Origin of the sequence: Streptomyces sp. NPDC021100, assembly GCF_044333095.1 — a bacterium.
Lineage (GTDB): Bacteria > Actinomycetota > Actinomycetes > Streptomycetales > Streptomycetaceae > Streptomyces.
In genome coordinates, this window is record NZ_JBIRQH010000014.1 from 197,179 (window position 1) to 219,798 (window position 22,620).

17 protein-coding genes, 5 pseudogenes and 1 riboswitch are annotated in these 22,620 nt (G+C 71.1%); of the genes and pseudogenes, 6 read left to right on the plus strand and 16 right to left on the minus strand.

The features are described 5' to 3' along the window. Window positions 1-159: 159 nt before the first annotated feature. Window positions 160-341: riboswitch (cobalamin riboswitch) on the minus strand. 97 nt (window positions 342-438) lie between these two features. Both ACH4PU_RS24350 and ACH4PU_RS24355 read right to left on the minus strand, forming a co-directional pair. Then, window positions 439-1,011 carry a tyrosine-type recombinase/integrase gene (locus tag ACH4PU_RS24350; protein ID WP_398275830.1) on the minus strand — a complete coding sequence of 191 codons (573 nt, stop codon included), beginning with the start codon at window positions 1,009-1,011 and terminating at the stop codon, window positions 439-441. Continuing rightward, window positions 921-1,667, minus strand: a complete 747-nt coding sequence (locus ACH4PU_RS24355) for a hypothetical protein (RefSeq protein ID WP_398275756.1) — start codon at window positions 1,665-1,667, stop codon at window positions 921-923. The genes ACH4PU_RS24350 and ACH4PU_RS24355 overlap by 91 nt, the downstream gene beginning before the upstream one ends. An 80-nt stretch (window positions 1,668-1,747) precedes the next feature. Between ACH4PU_RS24355 and ACH4PU_RS24360 the strand changes: the two are divergent. Both ACH4PU_RS24360 and ACH4PU_RS24365 read left to right on the plus strand, forming a co-directional pair. Next, window positions 1,748-2,598, plus strand: a pseudogene (locus ACH4PU_RS24360) (DUF5655 domain-containing protein). Between the two features lie 494 nt (window positions 2,599-3,092). Beyond that, complete coding sequence (locus tag ACH4PU_RS24365; RefSeq protein ID WP_398275759.1) at window positions 3,093-3,380, plus strand: hypothetical protein; 288 nt, start codon at window positions 3,093-3,095, stop codon at window positions 3,378-3,380. 53 nt (window positions 3,381-3,433) lie between these two features. Here ACH4PU_RS24365 and ACH4PU_RS24370 read toward each other — a convergent pair. Then, window positions 3,434-4,029, minus strand: a pseudogene (locus ACH4PU_RS24370) (IS5 family transposase); the annotation flags it as partial. 235 nt (window positions 4,030-4,264) lie between these two features. Between ACH4PU_RS24370 and ACH4PU_RS24375 the strand changes: the two are divergent. Beyond that, window positions 4,265-5,096, plus strand: a pseudogene (locus ACH4PU_RS24375) (IS5 family transposase); the annotation flags it as partial. 62 nt (window positions 5,097-5,158) lie between these two features. On the opposite strand, the pseudogene ACH4PU_RS24380 reads toward ACH4PU_RS24375, so the two are convergent. Both ACH4PU_RS24380 and ACH4PU_RS24385 read right to left on the minus strand, forming a co-directional pair. Next, window positions 5,159-5,446, minus strand: a pseudogene (locus ACH4PU_RS24380) (IS5 family transposase); the annotation flags it as partial. Window positions 5,447-5,744: 298 nt separating this feature from the next. Then, window positions 5,745-6,653, minus strand: coding sequence for a LysR family transcriptional regulator (locus ACH4PU_RS24385; protein WP_398275762.1), 909 nt, complete (start codon window positions 6,651-6,653; stop codon window positions 5,745-5,747). A gap of 111 nt (window positions 6,654-6,764) precedes the next feature. Here ACH4PU_RS24385 and ACH4PU_RS24390 point away from each other — a divergent pair, with 111 nt between their 5' ends. Beyond that, the gene (locus ACH4PU_RS24390) at window positions 6,765-7,490 is read left to right on the plus strand and encodes an SDR family oxidoreductase (RefSeq protein WP_398275765.1); all 726 of its coding nucleotides are present in this window, start codon (window positions 6,765-6,767) and stop codon (window positions 7,488-7,490) included. 160 nt (window positions 7,491-7,650) lie between these two features. Here ACH4PU_RS24390 and ACH4PU_RS24395 read toward each other — a convergent pair whose 3' ends face one another. The 7 genes from ACH4PU_RS24395 to ACH4PU_RS24425 all read right to left on the minus strand — a co-directional run bounded on the left by ACH4PU_RS24395 (window position 7,651) and on the right by ACH4PU_RS24425 (window position 14,180). Beyond that, window positions 7,651-8,889, minus strand: coding sequence for a TetR/AcrR family transcriptional regulator (locus ACH4PU_RS24395; protein ID WP_398275768.1), 1,239 nt, complete (start codon window positions 8,887-8,889; stop codon window positions 7,651-7,653). An 81-nt stretch (window positions 8,890-8,970) separates the two neighbouring features. Next, the gene (locus ACH4PU_RS24400) at window positions 8,971-9,465 is read right to left on the minus strand and encodes a hypothetical protein (protein WP_398275770.1); all 495 of its coding nucleotides are present in this window, start codon (window positions 9,463-9,465) and stop codon (window positions 8,971-8,973) included. A 105-nt stretch (window positions 9,466-9,570) separates the two neighbouring features. Then, window positions 9,571-10,176, minus strand: coding sequence for an AAA family ATPase (locus tag ACH4PU_RS24405; RefSeq protein WP_398275773.1), 606 nt, complete (start codon window positions 10,174-10,176; stop codon window positions 9,571-9,573). Window positions 10,177-10,232: 56 nt separating this feature from the next. Further along, window positions 10,233-11,099 (minus strand): hypothetical protein, encoded by an 867-nt coding sequence (locus ACH4PU_RS24410; protein ID WP_398275776.1) that lies wholly within the window; start codon window positions 11,097-11,099, stop codon window positions 10,233-10,235. Continuing rightward, entirely contained in the window at window positions 11,096-12,304 is a 1,209-nt protein-coding gene (locus ACH4PU_RS24415; RefSeq protein ID WP_398275779.1) for a hypothetical protein, read from the minus strand. The genes ACH4PU_RS24410 and ACH4PU_RS24415 overlap by 4 nt, the downstream gene beginning before the upstream one ends. Window positions 12,305-12,324: 20 nt before the next feature. Beyond that, on the minus strand, window positions 12,325-13,029 hold the full coding sequence (locus tag ACH4PU_RS24420) for a hypothetical protein (protein ID WP_398275782.1): 705 nt from the start codon (window positions 13,027-13,029) through the stop codon (window positions 12,325-12,327). Beyond that, a complete protein-coding gene (locus ACH4PU_RS24425; RefSeq protein WP_398275785.1) occupies window positions 13,026-14,180 on the minus strand; it encodes a glycosyltransferase in 1,155 nt (384 codons plus the stop codon). Before ACH4PU_RS24425 ends, ACH4PU_RS24420 begins: the two co-directional genes overlap by 4 nt. Before the next feature lie 165 nt (window positions 14,181-14,345). Here ACH4PU_RS24425 and ACH4PU_RS24430 point away from each other — a divergent pair, with 165 nt between their 5' ends. Continuing rightward, window positions 14,346-15,302: a helix-turn-helix domain-containing protein gene (locus tag ACH4PU_RS24430; protein WP_398275788.1), complete on the plus strand. Its 957-nt coding sequence runs from the start codon at window positions 14,346-14,348 to the stop codon at window positions 15,300-15,302. Beyond that, window positions 15,299-15,868, plus strand: coding sequence for a peptide deformylase (locus tag ACH4PU_RS24435; protein WP_398275791.1), 570 nt, complete (start codon window positions 15,299-15,301; stop codon window positions 15,866-15,868). The genes ACH4PU_RS24430 and ACH4PU_RS24435 overlap by 4 nt, the downstream gene beginning before the upstream one ends. A 334-nt stretch (window positions 15,869-16,202) precedes the next feature. Here ACH4PU_RS24435 and ACH4PU_RS24440 read toward each other — a convergent pair whose 3' ends face one another. From ACH4PU_RS24440 to ACH4PU_RS24455, 4 genes and pseudogenes are all read right to left on the minus strand, one after another. Further along, the gene (locus ACH4PU_RS24440; RefSeq protein ID WP_398275794.1) at window positions 16,203-16,721 is read right to left on the minus strand and encodes a hypothetical protein; all 519 of its coding nucleotides are present in this window, start codon (window positions 16,719-16,721) and stop codon (window positions 16,203-16,205) included. 405 nt (window positions 16,722-17,126) lie between these two features. Next, window positions 17,127-19,415: a heavy metal translocating P-type ATPase gene (locus ACH4PU_RS24445; RefSeq protein WP_398275797.1), complete on the minus strand. Its 2,289-nt coding sequence runs from the start codon at window positions 19,413-19,415 to the stop codon at window positions 17,127-17,129. A gap of 129 nt (window positions 19,416-19,544) precedes the next feature. After that, complete coding sequence (locus ACH4PU_RS24450) at window positions 19,545-19,838, minus strand: heavy-metal-associated domain-containing protein (protein WP_398275833.1); 294 nt, start codon at window positions 19,836-19,838, stop codon at window positions 19,545-19,547. 1,930 nt (window positions 19,839-21,768) lie between these two features. Then, window positions 21,769-22,233 (minus strand): annotated as a pseudogene (locus tag ACH4PU_RS24455) (DUF4158 domain-containing protein); the annotation flags it as partial. Between the last annotated feature and the right edge of the window lie 387 nt (window positions 22,234-22,620).

The window sequence follows — 22,620 nt, forward strand, 5'->3', positions numbered from 1 at the left end:
GGAGGGATCCGGGATGGCGCGCCGGCCCGTCCGTGGACGCGGGTGGCGTACGGACGCGGGGGCGCGAGAGCGCGTATGGCCGGAGCCCCGTCAGGGGGCGGGCTCACCAGGGTCGTGGATATACACCGGTGCCATGCGTGTCAGCTCCATCCTCGTGGACAACACGGAACATCCCGCGGCCGGTATCCTGACTCCCGGATCAGCGCGCGCCATCCGCCTTCCCGACATGGTGCTCGTCAGTGGCGTCCTGCTCGACGGCGTACTCCCCGGTCACAGTGGCGGGACCGTGCCGGAATCACACCGGCTTCCCTGCACCGCGGGCCTTGTGCTCGCGACTATATAGTTGGACGTCCTAGTAAATCCAGTGCGTGCTTGCTCCTGGGTGCCTGCCTCGAGGGCATCGAGGGCGGTCCGCAGGTGAGACGAATCGGACATGGGCTAGCCGTGGCGATATTTGTCATGGTCTGGTCCGCGGAAGGCCGCAGGACAGAGGGCGTTCCTCAGGGGCCTGGCGCCCTGGCCGCCTGGTCGAGCATCAGGTGCCCAGGGGCTGAGGGACCTGCCGGCGGCGAGGAGCGCCTGCAGGTCGGGGTGCAGGTAGCGCTGGGTCGTCCGCAGGGAGCCGTGTCCGGCGATCACTCGGAGGACGTGCAGGGGCACGCCCGCGTCGGCCATCCAGGTCAGCCCGGTGTGGCGGAGGCTGTGACGGCGCAGATGCTCGTAGCCGAGTTCGGCGACGACCTCGTCCCAGTGCGTGGCGTCCCGCAGGACGGCGGTGGTGATGCGCCCGCCGCGCGGGCCGGTGAACAGCCGGGCGTCGGGGTCATGACCGGCGACTAGGAGGCGCTGGGCCACCAGGGGCCGCACTTCTTCGATCAAGGGCACGCGGCGGGCGGCCTTGTCCTTGGTGCCTTTGTCGATCAGTCCGCCCGGGGCCGGCGTGGTCTGCCGTCGGACGGTCCAGGTGCGGCGGTCGATGTCCCGGGCGCGGACGCCGGAGACTTCGCCGATGCGGGCGGCGGTGCAGGCGGCGAAGCGGACGGCGCCCCCCAGCCGAGGTACTGGTCGGCCGATCGTGCGACGAGGACGTTGGCCAGGACGTCGAGGGCGTCCCAGTCACGCAGGGTGAGGGAACGGGGGTCGTCGAGTTCGTCTTCGACCTGCTGGTACGTCCGCTGCCAGCCGGTGATCTTGGCCGGATTGACGTCGATGATGCCGTCGCGGACGGCCTGCTCCATGACCCGGTTCAGCGGGGCGATGGAGTTCTTGACCGTGGAGCGGCCGTGGCCGTCGGCGATCCAGCCGTAGACGGTACGGTCGACAACTCCGTTGGTGATGACGGGTATTTCGAGGTGGCCGATCGCGGGAACGACGCACAGCCGCCAGCCGGCCCCGTAGGGGTCCATGGTCTTAGGCTCCAGGCCGCGCATGGCCAGGTCCCATTCCAATTCCCCGTATTCCGAAAGGGGCATGGTCGCCACTGCGGGGCTGACGCCGCGCTGCGCGATGCGCTCCATTCGGTCGACCCACGCCTGCGCTTCGTCATCGGTGGAGAGCATCCGCGAGCGGGACAGGCGCTCGCCCGACTCGGGGTCGAACCAGCGGACACGCGCCCGGTGGGGGTTGGGGAAGCCTTCCCGGTACTCGACGTCCACTGACAGCTTCACGCCGATCGGCGGAACCTGTTTCATCATCAAGCGGGCCTCGCCGGGTCGATCCGGCAGCCTGCGAGCCACTGCCGAACGTCATGGGCGCTGTACAGCACCGCGCGCTGCGAGAGCCGCACGAAGGGCGGCCCTTGCGGCGGCCTTGCGGTACACCACCGGCGGAGCGTGGAGGGGTCACGCTTGGGGAGGCGGGCGACTTCCTCGGTGGAGAACCATTCGGAGTTTGCGGCGTTCATTGCGTTCGCCGAAGCGTCGGCTGGTTCGCAGCGGATGCCGGCGTGATCAACCAGGGGCTCTTCTACCTGTCCTGGCTCGTGGACCACAAGGCGGAGGTTGGGCACCTGGTCCGCGACCGGCTCGGGGCAGCGGCCGCGGCCCAGGTGCTCTGGAGCGCGCCGAGGCTGATCTGCGTCGCCGGCAACTTCACCCGTTACGACGTCCATGCCGTCCGCGAGCACCGGCGCAGCATCGACCTGGTCCGCTACCGCTTCTTCGGCACCGACCACTTCGGCCTGGAGACTGTCGCCTCCGTCGCCGCCCAGACGGCGGTGCCGCGCACCCGCCGGGCGAGTGAGACCGCGGCACCTGGTGCCCGTGTGGCCGAGGGGGCGATGGGGCGATGGAGGAGCTGTACGCCGAGGTCGATCAGGTTCTGCTGGGGCTCGGCGACGACATCACCAAGGTCCAGCGCAAGAGCTACCGCGCGTACCAGCGCCTGCGGAACTTCGCCTGCCTCTGCCCACCGCAGAAGAACAAGCTGCTCGTCTACCTCAGGGCCAATCCCAAGGAGGTCGACCTCGTCCCCGGCTTCACCCGAGACGTCACGGGACTCGGCCACCATGGGACCGGCGACCTGGAAGTGCAGCTGCGCACGGACCGCGACCTGGAGCGCGCCCAGGATCTGTTCCGGCTCAGCTACACAGCGGCGTAGGCGCCGGCTGGTGCTTGGCCTGTGCCCGGGCGGCGTGCGACGGCGGATGGAGTTGTTGGTCGGTCTCGTTGGGGCCTCTCGACGTGACGGTCATGGACTGGCGGTGGATTTCCTATGGTGCAGTGGATCCCCGGTTTCGCTAGGCAGTGTCTGATGGCTCTTGGCCAGCTGATGGGTCTGCTGTCGTCCCGGGCAGCAGCTGTGCATGGTGCGGCGGCATGTACTGACCAACGCTCAATGGCAACACCTTGACCTTCCGATGCCGGAGGCCGGTGGGGCAGGTGGACAGTGGGCCCGATCACCGGACGCTGCTCAACGGAGTGCTGTACCGGACTGGGATTCTCTGGTGTGAGGGGACACTGCGCGGCTGACCGCCGGGAGAGCGCCTCCTAACGCAACTTGGCGCTGTCTCTGGCGAGCCAGCGTGCACATGAGACGGAGGGGGTGGGGCAGTCATCGAGCGTCGTCCCCAGCTACCGCGACAGGAGTAGTTCATGCGAGGTCACATCACCAAGGCCCTTGGCGTGCTGGCGGCAGCGGGTGCCCTCTGCCTGGCCCTGCCCGGCTCGTCATACGCCGCATCAGGCCAGCTCGTCCTCAACGGACGCATCTTCGATAACCCCACAGGCTGCTTCCGCAACCTCAACGCCCCACTGTCGGTCCAGAACAAAACCACCACGGCAGCGCACGTCTTCACCACGATGGACTGCACGGGCCCGGCCCAGATGGTTCCCCCGAGGCAATCCACCGTCGTCCCTCGCGGACGCAGCGTCAGCATCTAAGACCCACCGGACAAGCTCCAGAGCGTGTCTGACGTGAACGGCCCACTCGGGCATCACGCACGGAGCCAAAGACGGATGGCAGCGGTGGTCACCGTACCTTGAAACACGTAGGCCCTCTTCTCGTATCGCGTCGCCACCGCCCGGAAGCCCTTAAGCGCCAGAATGGTTCGCTCCACTTCACTGCGCCGTGCATAGCGTTCCCGGTCGAAGCCGGTGGGCCGGCCGCCTCAGCTACCACGCCGTCGGCGGTTGGCCTGCTGATTTCTGGGCTCGGGGATGGTGTGCCTGATCTGCCGCCGACGCAGATAGCGGCGGTTGCGCAGCGAACTGTAGGCGCGGTCGCCTCCCAGGTGGTCAGGGCGCGTGCGCGGGTGTCCGCCACCCGGGCGCGGGACACGGATGCGGTCCAGGACCGGGATCATCTGAGGCGCATCGCCCCACTGCCCAGGGGTGATCAGTAAGGCCAGCGGACGCAGGCCCCCTTCACGGGCCAGGTGAATCTTCTGGAGAATCCACCACGGGACCGGCCCAGCCCCTCGTCATTCCGGTGGTGGGCCGGCCGGGCGCGCTTGCCCGATACCCTCGCAGGCCGCCTACGGGCACCGGCGGCATGCTGATGAGCCCGGCAGACAGTCGAGTCCACACTCAGAGGTCGTTTTCGTTTTTATTGCCTGCATATGGGGCGGTTCTGGAGGTGTGGTATTGCGGTGCGGAAGAGGTAGCCGGGTGTTGTCGGGGCCTGTGTGCTTGGCGAGGTGACAGGTGGGGCGGGATGTGACTTGTGCCTGTCTCATCCCAGGAAGCCCGGTCCTTCCTGGCTGTGTGCTTCTGTCGCCACTGCTGTGCGCCTGGGCGCACTCGATTCGCGGCGGTACGCCAAAGGCATGCCGACGCGACGCCCGTATCCGAGTGATCTGTCCGATGCTCGCTGGGAGTTGATCGAGCCAGTGCTCTGGGCCTGGCGCTTCGAGCGCGGCGGCAGGGCCCTGGACTTCGGCCGGCCGCCCGAGCGCGATCTGCGCGACATCATGGACGCGATCTCGTATGTGGACCGCACCGGCGTGCAGTGGCGCTACCTCCCGCACGACTTCCCGCACTGGAACACGGTCTACGGATACTTCGCCAAGTGGCAGCAGGAAGGCGTGTTCGCTCAGCTCAACGGCTTGCTCAGGCGGCTGCTGCGGGAGAAGGAAGGACGGGACGCCGAGCCATCGGCCTGCGTGATCGACGCCCAGAGCGTCAAGACCTCCACCAGCGTCCCCGCCGCCGGCCAGGGCGTCGACGCCGGGAAGAAAAATCTTCGGGCGGAAGCGGAGCATCGTCACCGACACCATCGGTCTCCTGCTGGCCGTGCTGGTCACCGCGGCAAGCGTGCAGGACTCCGTCGCCGGCACCCGGCTCCTGGACCAAGTCGCCGCCGAACACCCCGGCATCCGCAAGGTGTGGGTCGACGGCGGCTACCGCCAGCACCTCGTCGAGCATGCCGCCACCCTCGGCATCGACATGGAAATCACTGCCCGCGCCCCTGGGGCCAGAGGATTTACCCCGATCCCGAAGCGGTGGGCGGTCGAGCGGACCTACGGCTGGCTGATGCTTCACCGACGTCTTGCCCGTGACTACGAGACCCTGCCCGCCCGCTCCGAAGCCATGATTCGCCTTGCCATGACCGACCTCATGGCCCGCCGTCTCACCGGCGAAAACACCATCTCCTGGCGCGACCCGACACCACAGACCAAGCACCAGATTCCGGGATCAAACACTGGGATAAAACGACCTCTCACCATCGACCAGTCGATCCGTCCTGCGGCATCAGCGTCGCCCTGGACGGCCCGAAAGGTCTGGTCCCATGTGCCGTCCGCCGACCATCTGCGGTGACGGGAGTAGACCGTCTGCCATTTACCGAAGCGCGAGGGCAGATCCCGCCAAGGGATACCCGTCCGCAGCCGGAAGAAGATCCCATTGATCACGCGCCGGTGGCTCTTCCAACGCCCGCCTCGCCCAGCATTCCTTGGGAGATGGGGCTCCAGACGCGCCCACTCCTCGTCGCTCAAATCACCCCGCCCCACAACCGGCGGAACGAATCACGCCTCCCCCTGGTCACCGACCCGTCAGACACGCCCTAAGCTGAGAATCACGGACTGGGAGGGCTGGGGACGCGGACCATGCGGGTACGACCAAGCCACGCTGCTCGCCTACAGCCTGCTCCGCCCCGACACCGCCGCCCACGTCCGAACGTGCTTCCCCGAACTCGGCAGCGCAGCCACCTGGGCAGGGGAGGCCGCCATCGCCGCCAAGCTCCTGCAAACCGTCGCCCGCGGCGACAACGAGGAACTGGCCGGACCGTTGGAAGTCTGGGCTGGGCAGCTACGCAAGCGCGTCGGCTGCGTCGTCGACTCCGGCGTGGCCACCACCTGAGGGTGCGACTAAGCGCGCCGCGAGCCGTGTGGCCACCCGGACGAGCCCGGCGACGGCCCGCGACCGGCTGTGGGGCGGCCAGGCGATCACGGTCGTGACCGGTGGGGCGTCCGGGACCGGCACGGTGGTCAGACCGTCGCGCAGGTGGGTCCGGCTGGACTCCGGCGCCATCCAGCAGGTGCGGCCGAGGGCGATCAGCTGCTGCAACTGCGCGTGGTCGCGGGCCTGGGGGCCGAGGCCGTCCGGGTAGGTGCCGTCAGGGCGGGGCCAGCGTGGCATCGGCAGGTCGGGCAGGTGGGTGACGTCGGCCGCCCGCAACCAGTCCCGGCCGCCGAGGGGGTGCCCCGCGGGCAGGATCACCACCTGCCCCTCGGTGCGCAGTTCCTCCGTGTCGAAGCCGGCCGTGGAGTCGAAAGGCCGGTGCAGCAGGGCCACGTCGGCCCGGCCGTCGCGCAGCACGCGTTCCTGCTCGCCGATGCCGCACAGGAGAAGGTCGACGGGGACGGCGTCGGGTTCGGCGGCGTAGGCGTCGAGCAGTTCGGCCAGCAGCTCACTGGTCGCGCCGGCCTTGGTCGCGAGGACGACGCCGGCGCGGCCGGTGGCGGCGCGGCGGGTACGCCGTTCGGCGGCCTCGACCGCGTCCAGCACGGCCCGGGCCTCGCGCAGGAGCACCGATCCCGGCTCGGTCAGGGTGACCGCGCGGCTGCTGCGCTCCAACAGCTGCGCCCCGAGACGCCGTTCGAGCTGCCGGATCGCCCGCGACAGCGGGGGCTGCGCGATGCCGAGCCGCTCGGCGGCCCTCCCGAAGTGCAGTTCCTCGGCGACGGCGACGAAGTACCGCAACTCCCTTGTCTCCACGCCGCCATCGTATGGCCTGCAGCGCCTCACCTCGGTCGATACCCGGGCGGTATCGCCGGCGACCCGATTGGTTTTGGCCGTCCGCCACCCGCCCCGGGCAGGATCGAAGCCATGAACGAACAGACGATCGCGCTGGTGACCGGCGCGAACAAGGGCATCGGATTCGCGATCGCGGCCGGCCTGGGCGCCCTCGGCTGGCGGGTCGGGGTCGGCGCCCGTGACGAGGCGCGGCGCGAGAGTGCCGTGGCGAAGCTGCGGGCGGCCGGCGCCGACGCGTTCGGCGTGCCGCTCGACGTGACCGACGACGCGAGCGTGACCGGCGCCGCCCGGCTGATCGAGGACCGGGCCGGCCGGCTCGACGTCTTGGTCAACAACGCCGGGGTCACCGGCAGCGGGCCGCAGGCGCCGACGGAGGTCGACCTCGCGACGGTGCGAACGGCCGTGGAGACGAACGTACTCGGCGTCATCCGCGTCACCAACGCCTTGCTGCCGCTGCTGCGCCGCTCGACGTCACCGCGGATCGTCAACATGTCCAGCGGCGTCGGCTCCCTCACCCGCCAGAGCACCCCCGGCGCCGAAACGGGCCCGATCTCCGCCGCGTACTCCCCGTCGAAGACCTTCCTGAACGCCGTCACCGTCCAGTACGCCAAGGAGTTGCGCGACACGAACATCCTGATCAACGCCGCCTGCCCCGGCTACTGCGCGACCGACCTCAACGGCTTCCGCGGCGTCCGCACCCCGGAACAGGGCGCGGCGATCGCCGTCCGCCTCGCGACCCTGCCCGACGACGGGCCGACCGGCGGGTTCTTCGAGGACGCGGGGGTGGTGCCCTGGTGACGGGGGTACGAGGCGGAGGCGCGCGTGCCGGTGACAAGTCCCCGCGAGGCGTGGGGCAGGGGAACGGGGGCGGCAGGTACGGGGAGGACCGGTCAAGCGAGTTGAACTGTTCACGGGTTTCGACAGCATCAGCGTCAGTGGGGCTCCGTCTCGGACGCTGTCACGAAGGGGCCTGCAGCTCGTGTGACGTCGGTTCGCTCCTTGCGTGTAGTCCGGTGCAAAGGAGGTTGAATGCCTGGAGGGTTGCCGAGGCGATGGAGTCGCGGGCGTGCGCGGGTGGCTCGCCCGACATGATGCGTCGTCGGAGCTCGCGCAGGGCCGCGCGGTGTGTTCCGGCGATGGCGCCCGCGAGGAGGACTGAGAGCGGGTGGCCGGCACTGCCGGGTGCGTCCGCGGTGTCCGGCGGACGTTCGGTCAGAGCGGTCGCCAGGGCGGCCTCGATGCGTTCGCCGATCTCTCGTTCGCGGGCGCGTAGGGCCGGGCTGTCCTGGATAGCCTGCCAGAACGCGGACGCGCCGGGCTGGAGTCCGAGCATCGGGTGGTCCTGCCGTAGGGCGGTCAGCAGGTCGTCGCGGACGGCCGCGACCGGGCAGGTGCCCCGTGGTCGGTCGCGCACCAGGGCGGCGAGGTGGTTCTCGACCTCGGCCTGGCGGTCGAAGAACAGGTCTTCCTTGGTGGGGAAGTAGTTGAACACGGTGTTGGTGGACACACCCGCATGCCGTGCCACCTCCGCGACCGTGACCTGGTCGAAACCGTGCTCCAGGAAGAGTCCCAGGGCTGCGTCGGCGATCGCCGTACGGGTCCGCTGCTTCTTGATCTCTCGAAGGCCTCTACCCGGCGACGGCCGGCACCAGGAGCACGACGAGCCGCCGGCCGCACACTCGGAGGACCGCCACCCGGCACCGCACCCGCACCGCCTCGGGACCGCACCCGCACCGCCACCCGGCGGCTCGGGTGGCGGTGCTGTGGCGGTCAGGGTGCGGTGCGGGTGCAGTGCCGGGTGGCGGTCGTTCTGCCCCCAGGCGTCCGGGATTCGCGGGGGTTCTGCGGAGAAGTTGTCGGCACCCGAAGACGCCCTTGCCCCGGCCCGGAGCACGCCGGTACCTCCGCGCCTCCGGGGGTGCCCGGCGGCTCGGCGGGGCTGCCGCGAGGGTCGGGTACAGCTGCTCGGCTGCTCGGCGGCGGCCGGGACCGCCGGGGCGGGGTGCCAGAGGCCGGTGCTGCGCCCGCTTGACGCCGCGTCGACCGCCTCCTGGGCGTACTCGACGGTCTCGGCCCAGCGGGGCGCGGCACCGTCGCGGTAAGGACCGGAGGTGATCGCCCGGAGGCGGTCGCTGATCAGCACCACCGTGCCGTCGTCGGTGTCGCCGAGGCCGTCCTCGCGCTCCCGCTCGTGCACGAGCGCCTGCTGAGTAATCGGTGGCTCAGGACACCCGGTACCCCGCCCGCCCCCGGTCTCGCGCGAAGGCGGGGAGCGGGTTCACTTCCCCGCGATCGCCTCCTCGATCTCCCTGCGGATCTCCTCGGCCGGGTAACGGTCTGCCGTCCCGTACGGGCTCAGGACGAGGTCCGCCGCGGCCGGGCCATCCTCGAGAACCTCCACGGCGAGGACGGTGCTGCCCGGCGGAACTTCTTCGGCGAGTATCTCCCGAGCGACGTTGGCGGCAGTGGCCTCGCGGGCGTCGTGCAGGCCGCCGGCTAGTCCGCCCGCCCCGAAACCGATCATGACGCCGAGGGGACCTCCGAGGATTCCCAGGAGGCCGCCGACCAGGCCGCCGATAGCGAAGGAACGGGCGGTGCCGGTGTTGTCGACGGCATCCGGCAAATCGAGGTTACCGTCGGTCCCCCGGCAGATCACGACACCCTCGCGGAGCGTGAGGCGGCCGTCGGCGTGGGCGGCGCGCAGGCCCTCCAGGGCCTCGTGGCCGCTATGCGGGTCAGCGACGGCCAGGAAGAGGACGTTGTGGTCTTTCATGCTTCCCACTGTCGGCGCCGAACGGCGGGCCCGCACCTCAGGTGCGGATCTCCGCGGTGCGCCCCGTGCAATTCAAGGTTGTCTGGGGCAACGGCCGTCCGATCGCTAAGCGGAGTGCTCGCTACCGTGAATGGCTGGACCGATGTTCCCCACGGCCGCACTCGGCAGGCCGCTCGTCTCCCGGTCTTCGCCCAGCACGGCGGCACAGGCCTGGTCGGCGTCGCCGGTGTAGATGATCGCTCCTTCGTCGACGGCCGGGGGCTCGAAGCGGGCGAAGAAGTCGTCCAGCGCGGAGGCGGTCACGGTGAGGGCGTTGGCGTCCTTGCGCTCGTTGCGGGCGGCCAGGCGCAGCAGCAGCTCGTCCTTCTCGACGGGCAGGTACACCAGCCGCCACCGGCCGCCGGCGGCCTCGACGAGCTTCTTCCAGGCGTCGCGGTCGGCGCGGAGCCACAGGCCGTGGTCGAGGACGACATCGTGCCCGGCAGCGAGGTGCTCGGCCAGCTGCCGTCGGACAGCGTCGACCACGGGGCGTTCGCGCTCGAAGTAGGTGTGCTCGGCGTAGTCGACGCCGTAGCGGCCGTGGAGGCGATGGACCTCCTCGTCGACGGAGAGCCGGATGAGACCGCGGTCGGCGAGGGCCTGGGCGAGGGTGGTCTTGCCGGAGCCGGTGATGCCCACCAGCAGCACCGCCGTCGGCTCGCGCTCCGTCACGTCCGCCTCCTGCCTCTCGCCGGTTCCGTGCCCCCATTGTCGCCGACCGGGCCCCGCTACCGTCGGCTGTTCGCGGCAGGCGGGCGCCATCGGGTGACGATGCCGCGGGCCTCCGCCGGCCACCCGGCTGGTAGACCGTCGAGGGTGACGCGGCGGAAGCCCAGGCGGGGATCGGCGACGTCGATCCGCCCGTGATGCCGGTCGACGTGGTCCAGCAACCGCCCGGCCTCGTCCCGTACGGCCGGACTCTGCTCGGCCCAGGCTCCGGAGGTGAAGCAGTCCACCCGCCGGCGGAGGTCGTCCAGGACGCCTGAGCGCCATTTGAAGTGGTGCACGCAGGCCAGCGCGTCCGGGTCGGACTTGTGGCCGGGGGCGCGGTGGTTCCCGGAGGCCACCGGGATGCCCGAACGGGCGAGGACGACCTTGCGGGGGTCGCCGCGCAGGAGCCGGTGGGTGAGGTGTCCGCCGAGGGGGAACGCGCGGTCCAGCCCGGTCTCCGGCCGCCAGTGGGCGAGCCGTCCGTCGGCGGCGACGCGGTCGAGCATCAGCCCGCCGACCACCACCCGCCCCTTCTTCTCCGCCGTGGCGGTCACCTCTGCGAGCGGGGCCGGGAAGGTCTGGAGCTCGTCGGAGTCGGCCAGCAGGTGCCAGCCGGGCCCGGCCTGCTCCCGCAGCGCGTCCCGGAGAGCGGTGTTGGTGTGCTCGTGCCACGGGCCCGTGCTGACCGTCGCCGGGACGATGCCGAGTTCGTGCGCAGTAGCCAGCAGCTCGTCCCGCCACGCGTCAGGGACGTGATCGGGGAAGTGGAAGGCGAGGCGGAAGTCGGTGATGCCGAGCGCGCGGTAGTGGGTGGCCCAAGCGGTCAGCAGGACCGGTTCCACGGGGCCGATCACCGCGATCAGCGCGGGCAAGGCGGGCGTCATCGCAGCTCCTCGGTCAGGCGGGTGTAGGTGGTGGTGAGGAAGGCGGCCTGCTCGGCCGCCGTGGCCATGCCCACCGCAGCGCCCGCCCCGGGGCCGGGCCGGGGCAGCGGCCCGGCAGCGAGAGCGTCGAGCACCAGGGCGAGGGCGCCGGGATCGCCGGCCGGGAAGAGCCGGGCCCACGGCTCCGCGGTGAGGCGGGCGGTGAGGGCCGGGTCGTGGTCGGAGACGAGCAGAGGGACGCCGAGCCGGACGGTGTCCATGACCAGCCCGGACTCCTTGCCCACCCCGGGCCGGCGGGCGACGAGGGCCGCGTCGGCGGCGGCGTAGACGAGGCGGAGGACCTGCTCGCCGACCGGGCCGGGCACGGTGTGGAGGCGGAGCTGCGGGAGCTGGTGCCAGCGGGCCAGCACCTCCTCGTCGAGCGGGGTGCCGGTGACCACCAGGTGCAGCGGCCGGCTGAGCCGGGTGAGGGCGGCGTCGATGGTGGCAATGTCCTTGTAGGGCCACCAGCCGCCGACCAGGCTCACTGCCCGCGCGCCGTCGGGGATGCCGAAGGCGGTGCGGGCGCCGTCCCGCTCGGCGTCGGTGAGCCGGTGGCCGTCGTCGACCGCGAAGGCCCGCGCCACCCCGCCCAGGCCGGGAAAGGCGCCGGCGAACTGCTCCCGGACTGCCGCCGTCGGATACAGCGCGACCACCCGCCGCTCGCCCCGGCGGGCGAACCGCCCGAGCAGCCGGACCGGCGCGTCCTCCGTGGTGACCGCTTCGTGGATGAACCGCAGGTGAGGCTGTCCGCCGAGGAGAGCGGCGGCACCGTGCAGGGCCTCGCTCGCACTGAGCACCACCACGGCGGCCGGCTCCCGGACAAGGCGGCGGGCCGTGCGCAGGCACGCGCCCTCCGTCAGGCAGCGGGCCAGGAGGGTGACCTGGTGCGGGGCCCGCCGCACAGCGCGCGGCCACCGGCGGGAGGCGAACGCCTTCCGCCCGGCCGCCGAGACCGCGTTCGCCCACTGGGCGGCGGTCAGCAGCAGTGCCGCCGCCGGTCCCCGGGCGCCGGTGACGAGCCGGGCGCCGGCCCGGCGGAGCGGACCGGGGTCGGCGGCGCCGTGAGGGGCGATGACCAGGGCGCCGGGCCTGGCCGCGGCGAGCGCGGCCAGGGTGCGCGGGTGGTGCCCGCCGAGGTGGTGCGCGTACGGCTCGATCAGCACCAACGGAGGGTGGCCGGTGGTCATCCGGCGACCGCCTGCTCGCCGTGCGCGGCCGTGAAGTGCTCCAGCAGCCAGGCCGGGTCGTTAAGCAGGTCGAACCGGGCTACATCGCGGGCGGCGTCGCGGGCAAAGGCGATGCCGTCGCGGGCGCCGGAAACCGCGTAGGCGGCGAAGTCGCCGTCGCGGCTGGCCATCCAAGCCCCGACCCGGGTGCGGGCATCGGCGTCGTTCATGCCGTACTCGCTGCCGCGCGCGAGCATCGCGCACTCGCGGAAACCCGCCTTCCAGGCGTGGTACGGGCTCTGATTGAACCGGGTCGTCCCGGCTGTGAATTGGCAGAACTCGACCTTGCCCGGGAGAGCGGCGAGGACGTCGACGGCCTCGCCCATCTCCCGCAGTGCGTCCCGGCGGATGAGCTTGAGCCCGCCGTAGCCGTAGGTCAGGCCGTTGACCGGGTTGACCGCCCGCCACACCCGCATCGAGACCCCGTCGGCCAGCGGCTCGACGTCGGCGGCCGGGAAGCGCGTGTCGATGGCGAAGTCGCCGTCCGCGAGGAAGAACTGCTCGGTATCCACCAGCTCGGCCGTCAGCCGGTAGGCCCGGCGCATCCCCCGCACCCCGTGGAGCCGCTTGACCGTGCCGCCCAGTACCCGGCCCAGGCGGCGGTGCAGCCCGTTGGCCATCGGTTCGTCGTAGGACAGCAGCACCGCGTCGAACCCGTTCACGCGATCGCCTCCAGGTAGCGGGCGGCCACCGCGGCCGGGGTGAAGTCGCTGGTGGAGGCGTGGGCACGCTTGGCGTGCACCTGGTAGAACTCGCTGTCCGTGGCCAGCCGGGCCGCGATCCGGACGGCTTCGTCGTCGGTGTCGAAGAGCAGGTCGTCGTCGATGTGCTCGGCCAGCCACCCGGTGCGCGGGGCGATGACCGGCAGCCCCATCCCCTGGCAGTCCACTACCGACATCGACCAGGGGCAGCCCGGCCGGAACGGGGCGATCCCGAAGTGGGCGCCGGCCAGCAGGTCGCGGTAGCGCACGCGGTCCCCGCGGTCGGAGGCGATGGTGACGCCGGGCAGGGCGGCGAGAGCGTCGCGGTGCTGTTCGGGGCTGGGGTCGAGGCGGACGCGCTCGGGGCTGCGGGTGCCGAACAGGTCCATCACCATCAGCTCCACCGGTGCCTCGGCGGTCAGACGGCGGGCGAGGGCGGTGAAGCGGGCCGTGCCGTAGTGCGCGTAGAGCCGGTGGTTGTAGACCGCCACTGCGCGGCCGTCCGGCGGCACCGTGTCGGCGGGGTCGCGGACCAGGCACTCGTCGCGCGGCGCGGGCACGACGTGCAGCTTCTCGGCGAGCTCGACGCCCATGCGGTCGGCGGCCGCCGTGGTCCAAGACGCGGCCGTGGCGGAGTGGACCAGGACCCGGTCGCACGCGGCGAGCCCGGCGGCGAAGGCCAGCAGCACGCTGCGGCCGAGCCCGCCGTCGTCCAGGGACGGATCGAGCTCCAGGTCGCTGTTGCCGGTGAAGGAGAACGGCAGGTAGTGGCAGTACGCGGCGATCCGTGCGTCGGTGCCGGCTTCGAGGAGGGCGGCGCGGATCGCGGGAGTGGCCTCGATCTGGTTGGCGACCACCACCTCGGGCCGCGTCCGGCGGACGAGGTTCACGAGCTCGTCGAGGCCGGGGTCGAGGCGGGCCCGGTACTTCGTGGACGGCGACAGGACGGGAGCGAAGCCCACCCGGGCATCCCCGGCCGGCGCCGGGGCGGCCACGGTGACGTCCACGCCGGCGTCGGCGAGGGCGGGGGTGAGCAGGTCGGCGAAGGTGAAGCCGGAGTCGGCCGAGAGCCGTCCGGGGTTGGAGATGTTCAGCAGGTACAGCAGCCTCATGGCGGTCTCCTCCCGCCGGGCCCGGGTCGTCCGGGCCGGTCAGGGGAAGGAAACCGGGGTCAGTTGCGGTGACGGGATGGTGAATGGCCCTCACTCACGGTTCACTCATCTCGTCGTCAACCAGCCAGCCGGGCGGGGGCCTTGATGGGAGAACAGCACGATGCGATGACCGTGGAGCAGGCGGCCGAGGCGTTCGCGGCCGAGACTGCCTACTGGCGCGAGGTGAGGGGCCTGTCCAAGCGGGCCCTGGCCTGCGCGATGGGCTTCGATCCGTCCTACGTCAGCCATGTGGAATCCGGGCGGCACAAGCCGACCGAGGATTTCGCCCGCCGCGCGGACGAGGCCCTGGGTGCCGGCAAGGCGATCTGGAAGCGGTGGTGCGACTACGAGGCCGCCAAGGCCCGAGACGGGCGCGCGGTCGCGGCGGCAGCGGTTGCGCGCGCGGTGGACGGACAGCCGTACGCGACCGGCTCTGCCCTCGTCGTCGAGCACGACGCCGCACGCCTGGACTACGACGGCCGCTGGTACCGGCTGACGATGCGCCGGCGCCTGCGGAACACCGGCACCGAGCCGGTGACCCGCTACCTGATCCGGATCTCCGTCGACCGGTACCCGGGCGAGCCGGAGCGGTCCAACGCGCACTACCGCACCTACCCGCTGACCTGGAATGAGCTGGAGCTGAGCGCGACGTGCCGCGGGGAGGCGATGCGGTGGGAGGCCAAGCACGACCGCGACGCCTTCAAAGAGGTCTGGCTGCTGTTCGAGAACGCCCAGGGCCGCTTCCCTCTCTACCCCGGCGAGTCGGTGTGGATCGAGTACGCCTACTCGGTGGGGGACGAGAAGTGGGGCCGCTGGTTCCAGCGGGCTGTGCGCCTGCCGACCGAGCACTTGGAAGTTCAGCTCGCCTTCCCCGCCGCCCTCGACCCGGTGGTGTGGGGAACCGAGACGTCCATGACCGCCGAGGCGTCCCCGCTGCGGACGGCGCCCGTCCGCAGGGACGAGAACGGGACCAGGCTGTTCTCCTGGACGACCTCCCAACCAGCCTTGCACGCCCGGTACCGTCTTGAGTGGCGCTTCCGCGCGAACAGTGAACGCGATGCGACTCACGAGGAGTTCAGGTGACCACGGTGCGGCCCAGCGAGCAGATGCGTGACCTCGGCGTCGTGCAGTACGGCGCCCCCGTCCTCGCCGAAGTCGCCCGGCCCTTCACCCTGCCCGCCGAGAAGGACACCGCCGAGCAGACCGTTGAGACGCTGTTCGCCGCCATAGAGCGCATCGCCCGCGTGCATCCCTTCGCCAAGGGGATGGGGATCGCGGCCCCGCAGGTCGGCATCGGCCGGGCGGCGGCCGTCGTCCAGCCCGCCGATCCCGCCGCGGCCCCCATCGTCCTGCTCAACCCCCGCATCACCGTGCGCTCCGAGGAGATGGACGAGCAGTACGAGGGGTGCCTGAGCTTTTTCGACGTCCGCGGCATGGTCCCCCGGCCCCTGATGATCACGGTGGTGACCACCGAGCTGGACGGCGCCGAGGTCACCGCGGTGTACGAGCGTGGGCTGGCCCGGCTCATCACACATGAGGTCGACCACCTTGATGGTCTGCTCTATACCGCCCGCATGCGAACCGGCGTCGAGCCGATCCCGGTGGAGGAGTACCGGCAGACCGGCCGGACCTGGGCGTACGACCGATAGAGCTCGGCCGGCTGAGGCCCTCTCTCCGCAGGACCCCGGCCACATCGGCCGGGGCTTTAGGCGTCAGGGGACGAGCCGTCTCGCACCCATCCAAAGCCCACCGCCGGCGCCTCTCTTCGAGAAGGCGCTGGTTCTCCTCCTCCTGCTCCTTCCGGCGCTGGCGGTCTTCCTCGGTACGGCGGCGCTGGCGGAGCTCCTCCAGGTTCTTTCGGCGGCGCTCGGCCGCATCCGCGGCCTTCTTGCGTCTGACCTCGCGCTCCCGCTTCTCCTCCTCCTGTCGCTGCCGCATCTCCTCGTGCTCGCTCTGAGCACGGACGGACTGCGCGGAGGTCCATCACCGCTCCCGGCGGAACTGCCAGACCTGGTCGTCGATGTGCCGGTACACGCGCCGGTAGCGCGGCAGGCTCCGGCTGGGCACCAGCTGCCCGAGCAGGACCCACCGCACGAATCGCGGCAGTTCCTCCTCCCTGAACTCCCACCGGCCGGCCGCGAAGTCGAACCCGGCGAGCCCGTCGTCCACCACCCACGGAACGTCCCGCGCCTCGGGGGCGCGCACCCGGACGGCCGGCACCATGTCGATCCAACTCGGCGGCCGCTTGTGCGGGGAGACCCAGCACACCGCGATCCGCGCGTCCCGGTATCGGGCCGTGCGGGCGCTGATGTCCTCATCGGTGATCGGGGAGAGTTGGGCCTCCCAGGCCATGCGCCGGGCGCCGTCCGGGGCGGACGCCATGACGTCCGCCCGCCACGAGCCATCCTCGGCCGGGACCTCGAGCTCGGCGAACCAGCCCGCGCCGCGGATCGCTCCGGCCATCTCCAGCTTGAGCATGTGGTGCTCCCACGACTCGTTCAACAGCTCGCACGATGGCGGCCGGCCCGGGTCGTGGCAGAAGTAGCGCACCCGGAGCGGGGAGTGCTTGGCGTGGACGCCCCAGCCGCAGTCAGGGCAGGTGAGGGGGACACGGGGGCGGGCCTTGTGGACCGGGGGCTTGCTGACTTCCTTGATGAAAACCCTGTGTGGATCTTCGGTGGGCTCAGCTCGCTCCTCGACCGCCGTGCGTGGTGCGTGCAGGGCGGTCGAGGACCGGTTAGCGGGGCGGCTGGATCCCGGACGGGTGGATCACCCTCGGCGGGCTCTGGTAACCCCTTGCGAGGGCTATTACACGGGCGAGCGAGGATCACCGCGCGCCGGCCGCCCCAGCCCCCTCATGCGAGAGAGGCCCCGGCCACAGGGCCGGGACCTCTCTCACCATCGGGTTCAGCGGAAGCGGCGGAGGCGGAGGCTGTTGGTGACGACGAAGACCGAGGAGACGGCCATGGCCGCCCCGGCGATCATCGGGTTGAGCATGCCGGCCGCCGCGAGGGGGAGGGCTGCGATGTTGTAGCCGAAGGCCCAGAAGAGGTTGCCCTTGATGGTGCCGAGGGTGCGGCGGGAGAGCCGGATCGCGTCGGCGGCCACCAGCAGGTCGCCCCGTACGAGCGTGAGGTCGCCGGCCTCGATGGCCGCGTCGGTGCCGGTGCCCATGGCCAGGCCGAGGTCGGCGGTGGCCAGGGCGGCCGCGTCGTTGACGCCGTCGCCGACCATGGCGACCGAACGGCCCTCGGCCTGGAGGCGCTTGACGACGTCGACCTTGTCCTGGGGGAGGACCTCGGCGATGACCTCGTCGATGCCGACCTCGCGGGCGACGCTCTCGGCGACGGCCTTGTTGTCACCGGTCAGGAGGACCGGGGTCAGGCCGAGGCGGCGCAGCTCGGCGACGGCCCGGGCGCTGGTGTCCTTGATGGCGTCGGCCACGGTGAGGACGCCGCGGGCCTTGCCGTCCCAGGCGACGGCGACGGCGGTACGGCCCTCGGCCTCGGCGGTCGCCTTGGCCGCTGCCAGCTCGGCGGGCAGCTCAATCACCCACTCCGAGAGCAGCTTCTCCCGCCCGACGAGGACCGCGTGCCCCTCCACGACTCCCTGCACGCCCAGCCCGGCGATGTTCTCGAAGCTCTCCGGTACGGGCAGGCTGCCGGTGCGCTCGGCGGCGCCGTCGGCGATGGCGCGGGCGATGGGGTGCTCGGAGGCGTGCTCCAGGGCGCCGGCCAGGCGCAGCAGGTCCTGCTCGGAGACGCCGGGGGCGGTGATGACTTCGTGCAGGGCCATGCGGCCGGTGGTGACGGTGCCGGTCTTGTCGAGGATGACGGTGTCGACGCGGCGCGTGGACTCCAGGACCTCGGGGCCCTTGATGAGGATGCCGAGCTGGGCGCCGCGGCCGGTGCCGACCATGAGGGCGGTCGGGGTGGCCAGACCCAGGGCGCAGGGGCAGGCGATGATCAGCACGGCCACGGCGGCGGTGAACGCGGCGGTGGCGTCGCCGGTCACGAACAGCCACGTCAGCAGCGTGCCGAGGGCGATCAGCAGGACGACGGGGACGAAGATCCCGGAGATGCGGTCGGCCAGGCGCTGGACGGCGGCCTTGCCGTTCTGCGCGTCCTCGACCAGCTTGGCCATGCGGGAGAGCTGGGTGTCGGCGCCGACCCGGGTGGCCCGGACGACCAGGCGGCCGGAGACGCTGACGGTGGCGCCGGTGACGGCGTCGCCCACGGTGACGTCCACGGGCACGGACTCGCCGGTCAGCATGGAGGCGTCGACGGCCGAACCGCCCTCGGTGACCGTGCCGTCGGTGGCGATCTTCTCCCCGGGGCGTACGACGAACAGGTCGCCGACCGCCAGTTCCGCTACAGGGATGCGGACTTCGCGACCGTCGCGCAGGACGGCCACGTCCTTAGCGCCCAGCTCCAGCAGCGCCCGCAGGGCCGCGCCGGCCTTGCGCTTGGACTTCGCCTCCAGGTAGCGCCCGGCCAGAATGAAGGCGGTCACTCCGGCGGCGGCCTCCAGGTAGATGGAGGACGAGCCGTCCGCCCGCGAGACCGAGAAGTCGAAGCCGTGCCGCATGCCCGGCATGCCGGCGTGACCGAAGAACAGCGCCCACAGCGACCAGCCGAGCGCGGCGAGGGTGCCGATCGACACCAGCGTGTCCATCGTCGCGGCACCGTGCCGGGCATTGGTCCACGCCGCCTTGTGGAAGGGCAGCGCGCCCCACACCACCACTGGCGCGGCCAGGGTCAGGGACAGCCACTGCCAGTTGTCGAACTGCAGGGCCGGGACCATGGCCATCAGCACGACCGGTACCGCGAGGACGAGCGAGACCAGCAGCCGCTGCCGCAGCGCGCCGACCTCTCCACCGCCGTGGCCGGCCTCCTGCTCCTGCGGCGTCTCCGCTTCCGCGCCGGCCGCAGGCTTGGGCGGCTCCTGGGCGGTGTAGCCGGTCTTCTCGACGGTGGCGATGAGATCGGCGACCGCCGTCCCCGGCCCGTAGGCGACCTTGGCCTTCTCGGTGGCGAAGTTGACCGCCGCCGTGACGCCTTCCATGCGGTTGAGCTTCTTCTCGATGCGCGCCGCGCAGGACGCGCAGGTCATGCCGCCGATGGAGAGTTCGACTTCGGAAGCTTCGGAGGCGGCCGCGGCGGGCGCCGGGGCCTTCTCGAGAGCGGTGCTGGTCATTACGGAGTCTCCTGGAGGAGGGCCGGAGCTGCGGGCGTCCATATCAGTGGAGCGGCACGAACCGGCGGGTACCGGGAACTGTGTACGGGGCGGGGGTATCCGGGGGGTGTCCCGGGGATCCGGGGTGTCTCAGGCGCGGCCGGCGAGCTCGTAGCCCGCCTCGTCCACGGCGGCGCGCACGGCCTCGTCGTCCAGCGGGCCGGCGGAGGTGACGGTCACCAGCCCGGTGGCGGCCACGGCCTTCACGGAGGTCACGCCGGCCAGGGCGGAAACCTCCTGCGAGATCGAGCCCTCGCAGTGGCCACAGGTCATGCCGGTCACCTTGTAGACGGTGGTGATGCCGACCTGGACGTCGGCCTGGGTGGCGGAGCCGCAGGTGCCGGCGGGGGTGCAGCAGGAGGTGGAGTTCGTCTGCGAGGTCATGGCTGCTTCCTTCACGTCGTCGGTGCACGGGTTCCGGGAGGGGCCGGGTCGGGTTCCCGGCGCCTCCTGACGTCAACAACGATATACCCCCCAGGGGTATTTCGGAAGATGTGGAGGCGAGCTCGTACCGCAGTGCTGTGCGACATCCCGTGAGTTCCTCTGAGCCTCCCCCAGTCCTCAACCTCGTGGCCAGGCAGTTCGTCCTCTCTCCCGTAGCAGTTCGCGGGCTGACGTAACTTCGGGATTCCTGAAGCGTTTTCACCTTGCCCGATCGGTTCACGATTGGGATGAAGGTGAGGAGGCTCGGGTTGGCGCTGGCTGCCGTACGGGACCTGCGCGATGTCCGGCCGCTGGCCACAGCGGATGAGCTGGAGCAGTTCGAGACCGACGTGCTGTCGGGGTTCGTGCTGGCGCGGGCCTCGGCGGGGCTGGCGGACGGCACGATCCGCGGGGACGTCGGGCACCTGGAACAGATGCGGTCCTGGTTCGGCCGGCCGCTGTGGGAGACGCGGATGCCCATGTTCGTACCGAGTGCGAAGAGCGCCAGCAGGAGGCGCCGCTGGAGAACGCCACGCTCGATTCGCTCGTAGGCGGCCGCCGAGGAGAACTCCTCGGTGAAACCGGTGAGGAAGTCGGCGTTCTTCAGCACGTCCAGGAGGTCCAGGACGCCCCAGCGGCGCGCGACCTCCTCCTTGAGCGCCGCCAGGCCGGTGGGCTCGGCCAGCGGCTCCAGCTTCGGCACGGCGATCCACGGCTCGCCCTTGCGGGTGGTGACCTTCACCCCGCCCGCGCTGCCGTCCGCGAGCGCGCCGGACAGCTGGTCCAGGCCGGCGGTCATGCGCTTCTTCAGGTCCGCGATGAACGCCCGCGGGTTCAGGGGCTGGCGGATCGCGGCGTAGTGCACGGCGCGGGTGGCCTCGAAGTCGCCGGGCAGGTCGTCCTCCGGGTTGCGCCAGCGGGCGGCGCCCTCGACGTAAACCTCGCGGCGCCGGACGGCGTCCCGCAGGGCCACCAGGACGCACAGCTCGTAGGGGATGCGCTCGACCTTGCCCTTGTCGTCGACGACCGCCTCGCGCCAGTCCTTGCGCACCACGCTGTCCATCGGCACCTCGTCGCCGGCGTCGTAGAAGCGGGTCTTGCCGTCGACGTCGGCGTACTTCTTCAGCAGCTTCATCGCATCCATCACCGGCCGGTACGCGGTGTTGTTGCACTTGAAGCCCAGGGTGTTCAGCAGCGGCGGCAGCATCTGCCGGTAATACGAGCTGTACGACGACCGCAGCGTGGTGCGGACCTTGGCCTTGAAGACCTTCTCGTTCGCCTTCGCCTCGGCCACCAGCTCGCGCAGCGTCTTCTCCCCGACCACCGGGAACAGGGCCCGGCGTACGACCTCGTCGGGCTTGTCGACGGCGGCCGTCGCCAGCTTGAAGAGGATGCCCTCCTTGCCGCGAACCTTCTTCAGCTCGGCGGTGAGCTGCTTCTCCACCCGCCGCTCGGCACGTGCGTTGATCTTGTGGACCAGAGCCACCAGCAGGTCCACCAGAGCGTCGGTGATCTCCGCCTGACGGGACGAGCACAACGCCGCGAGCAGGGTGATCCGAACATCCTCCGCCGTGTCGCGGAAGTCCGAGGGATACATCTTGATCGCCCGTGCCCGCCAAGCGGCCACCAGCTTCTCCGAGCAGTCCGCGAACAGCCCGTCGGGCAGCCCGAGCTTGCGCACGTCGTCGAGCTTGGTGATCTCCGTCAGCAGGGAGTCCAGGCCGACCGCGCCCGGGTCGCGCTTGAGCGCGGCCAGCAGAGCGGTACCCGCCTCGTTGTCCTCGGCCACCAAGGACAGCAGCCGAGCCGTGCCCGTCTCGCCGAGGCGGCCGATCGTGCGGGCGCAGAACGTCTTCTCCCACTTGCCGCGCGCCGCGACGAGGGCCTTCTCGACCCGGGTCCGGCCCGGCGGCTCGATCTTCCGGGCCCGGCACTCGACCAGCAGGGCCTCGCGCTGCCGGTCCTCCACCAGCTCGACCGGACAGACCTCCACGGCCAGCCACTCCGCCAGCGCCTTCTTATCCGCGACCGTCGAAGGCCGGAACCCCAGGGCCTCACGGATCTGCTTGCGGTGGTACTCGGCAGTCCGGCCGACCAGCGTGTACTTCGCGAAGTCGGTGGCCGGGACCTTCACCAGATCGGCGACGTACTCCACCGCGACCGGCGGGACCTCTTCCAGCACATCGGGAAACCGGCCTTCCAACTCGAAGAACTTCAGCAACAGGATGAAGCCGAGCCGCGTCGTCCCGCTCTTGTTCGCCACCAGGTCCCAGTCGCCATCTACCAGCGTCCAGTTCGCCAACAGCTCCTCTGGCGACCACTCTTGCCGCACGCCCGCCCCTTTGGCCTCGATCACTCGATCAGACCAACGACGACGCCCAGGATGGAGAAACGGGGCTCGTCCGGCTACCCGCGGCCCAATTTGCGGCTGGTGTCTGAGCTAGGACTCCAGGGCCTACACCCGGGAGAAGACCCTGGAAGGCCAGGAATCCGCCCGCAAGCGCGGCCGGACCGGCGGCCGGCCGCCCTCCCTCGACGCTGACCAGATCGAGTACGCCCTCGCTCTGCGCGCCAAGGGCACCCCGATGAAGGAGATCCAGCAGAAGACCGTCATCACCCGGGGCAAGCACAAGGGCGCACGATGCCGACGGCGCCATTCCCGTCTTCCCCCACCCGACCGGGCGCATGCCTCTCGATGTCCGGGTGCGGCCACACGGAATTGCGAGCATGCTGAAAAGCAATG

Bases quoted from the DNA above. Each gene is read 5' to 3' on its own strand.
- ACH4PU_RS24365 (WP_398275759.1), top strand. From the start codon at position 3,093: ATGCGAGGTCACATCACCAAGGCCCTTGGCGTGCTGGCGGCAGCGGGT.
- ACH4PU_RS24390 (WP_398275765.1), top strand. From the start codon at position 6,765: ATGAACGAACAGACGATCGCGCTGGTGACCGGCGCGAACAAGGGCATC.
- ACH4PU_RS24400 (WP_398275770.1), bottom strand. From the start codon at position 9,465: ATGAAAGACCACAACGTCCTCTTCCTGGCCGTCGCTGACCCGCATAGC.
- ACH4PU_RS24410 (WP_398275776.1), bottom strand. From the start codon at position 11,099: ATGACGCCCGCCTTGCCCGCGCTGATCGCGGTGATCGGCCCCGTGGAA.
- ACH4PU_RS24425 (WP_398275785.1), bottom strand. From the start codon at position 14,180: ATGAGGCTGCTGTACCTGCTGAACATCTCCAACCCCGGACGGCTCTCG.
- ACH4PU_RS24430 (WP_398275788.1), top strand. From the start codon at position 14,346: ATGACCGTGGAGCAGGCGGCCGAGGCGTTCGCGGCCGAGACTGCCTAC.
- ACH4PU_RS24445 (WP_398275797.1), bottom strand. From the start codon at position 19,415: ATGACCAGCACCGCTCTCGAGAAGGCCCCGGCGCCCGCCGCGGCCGCC.
- ACH4PU_RS24450 (WP_398275833.1), bottom strand. From the start codon at position 19,838: ATGACCTCGCAGACGAACTCCACCTCCTGCTGCACCCCCGCCGGCACC.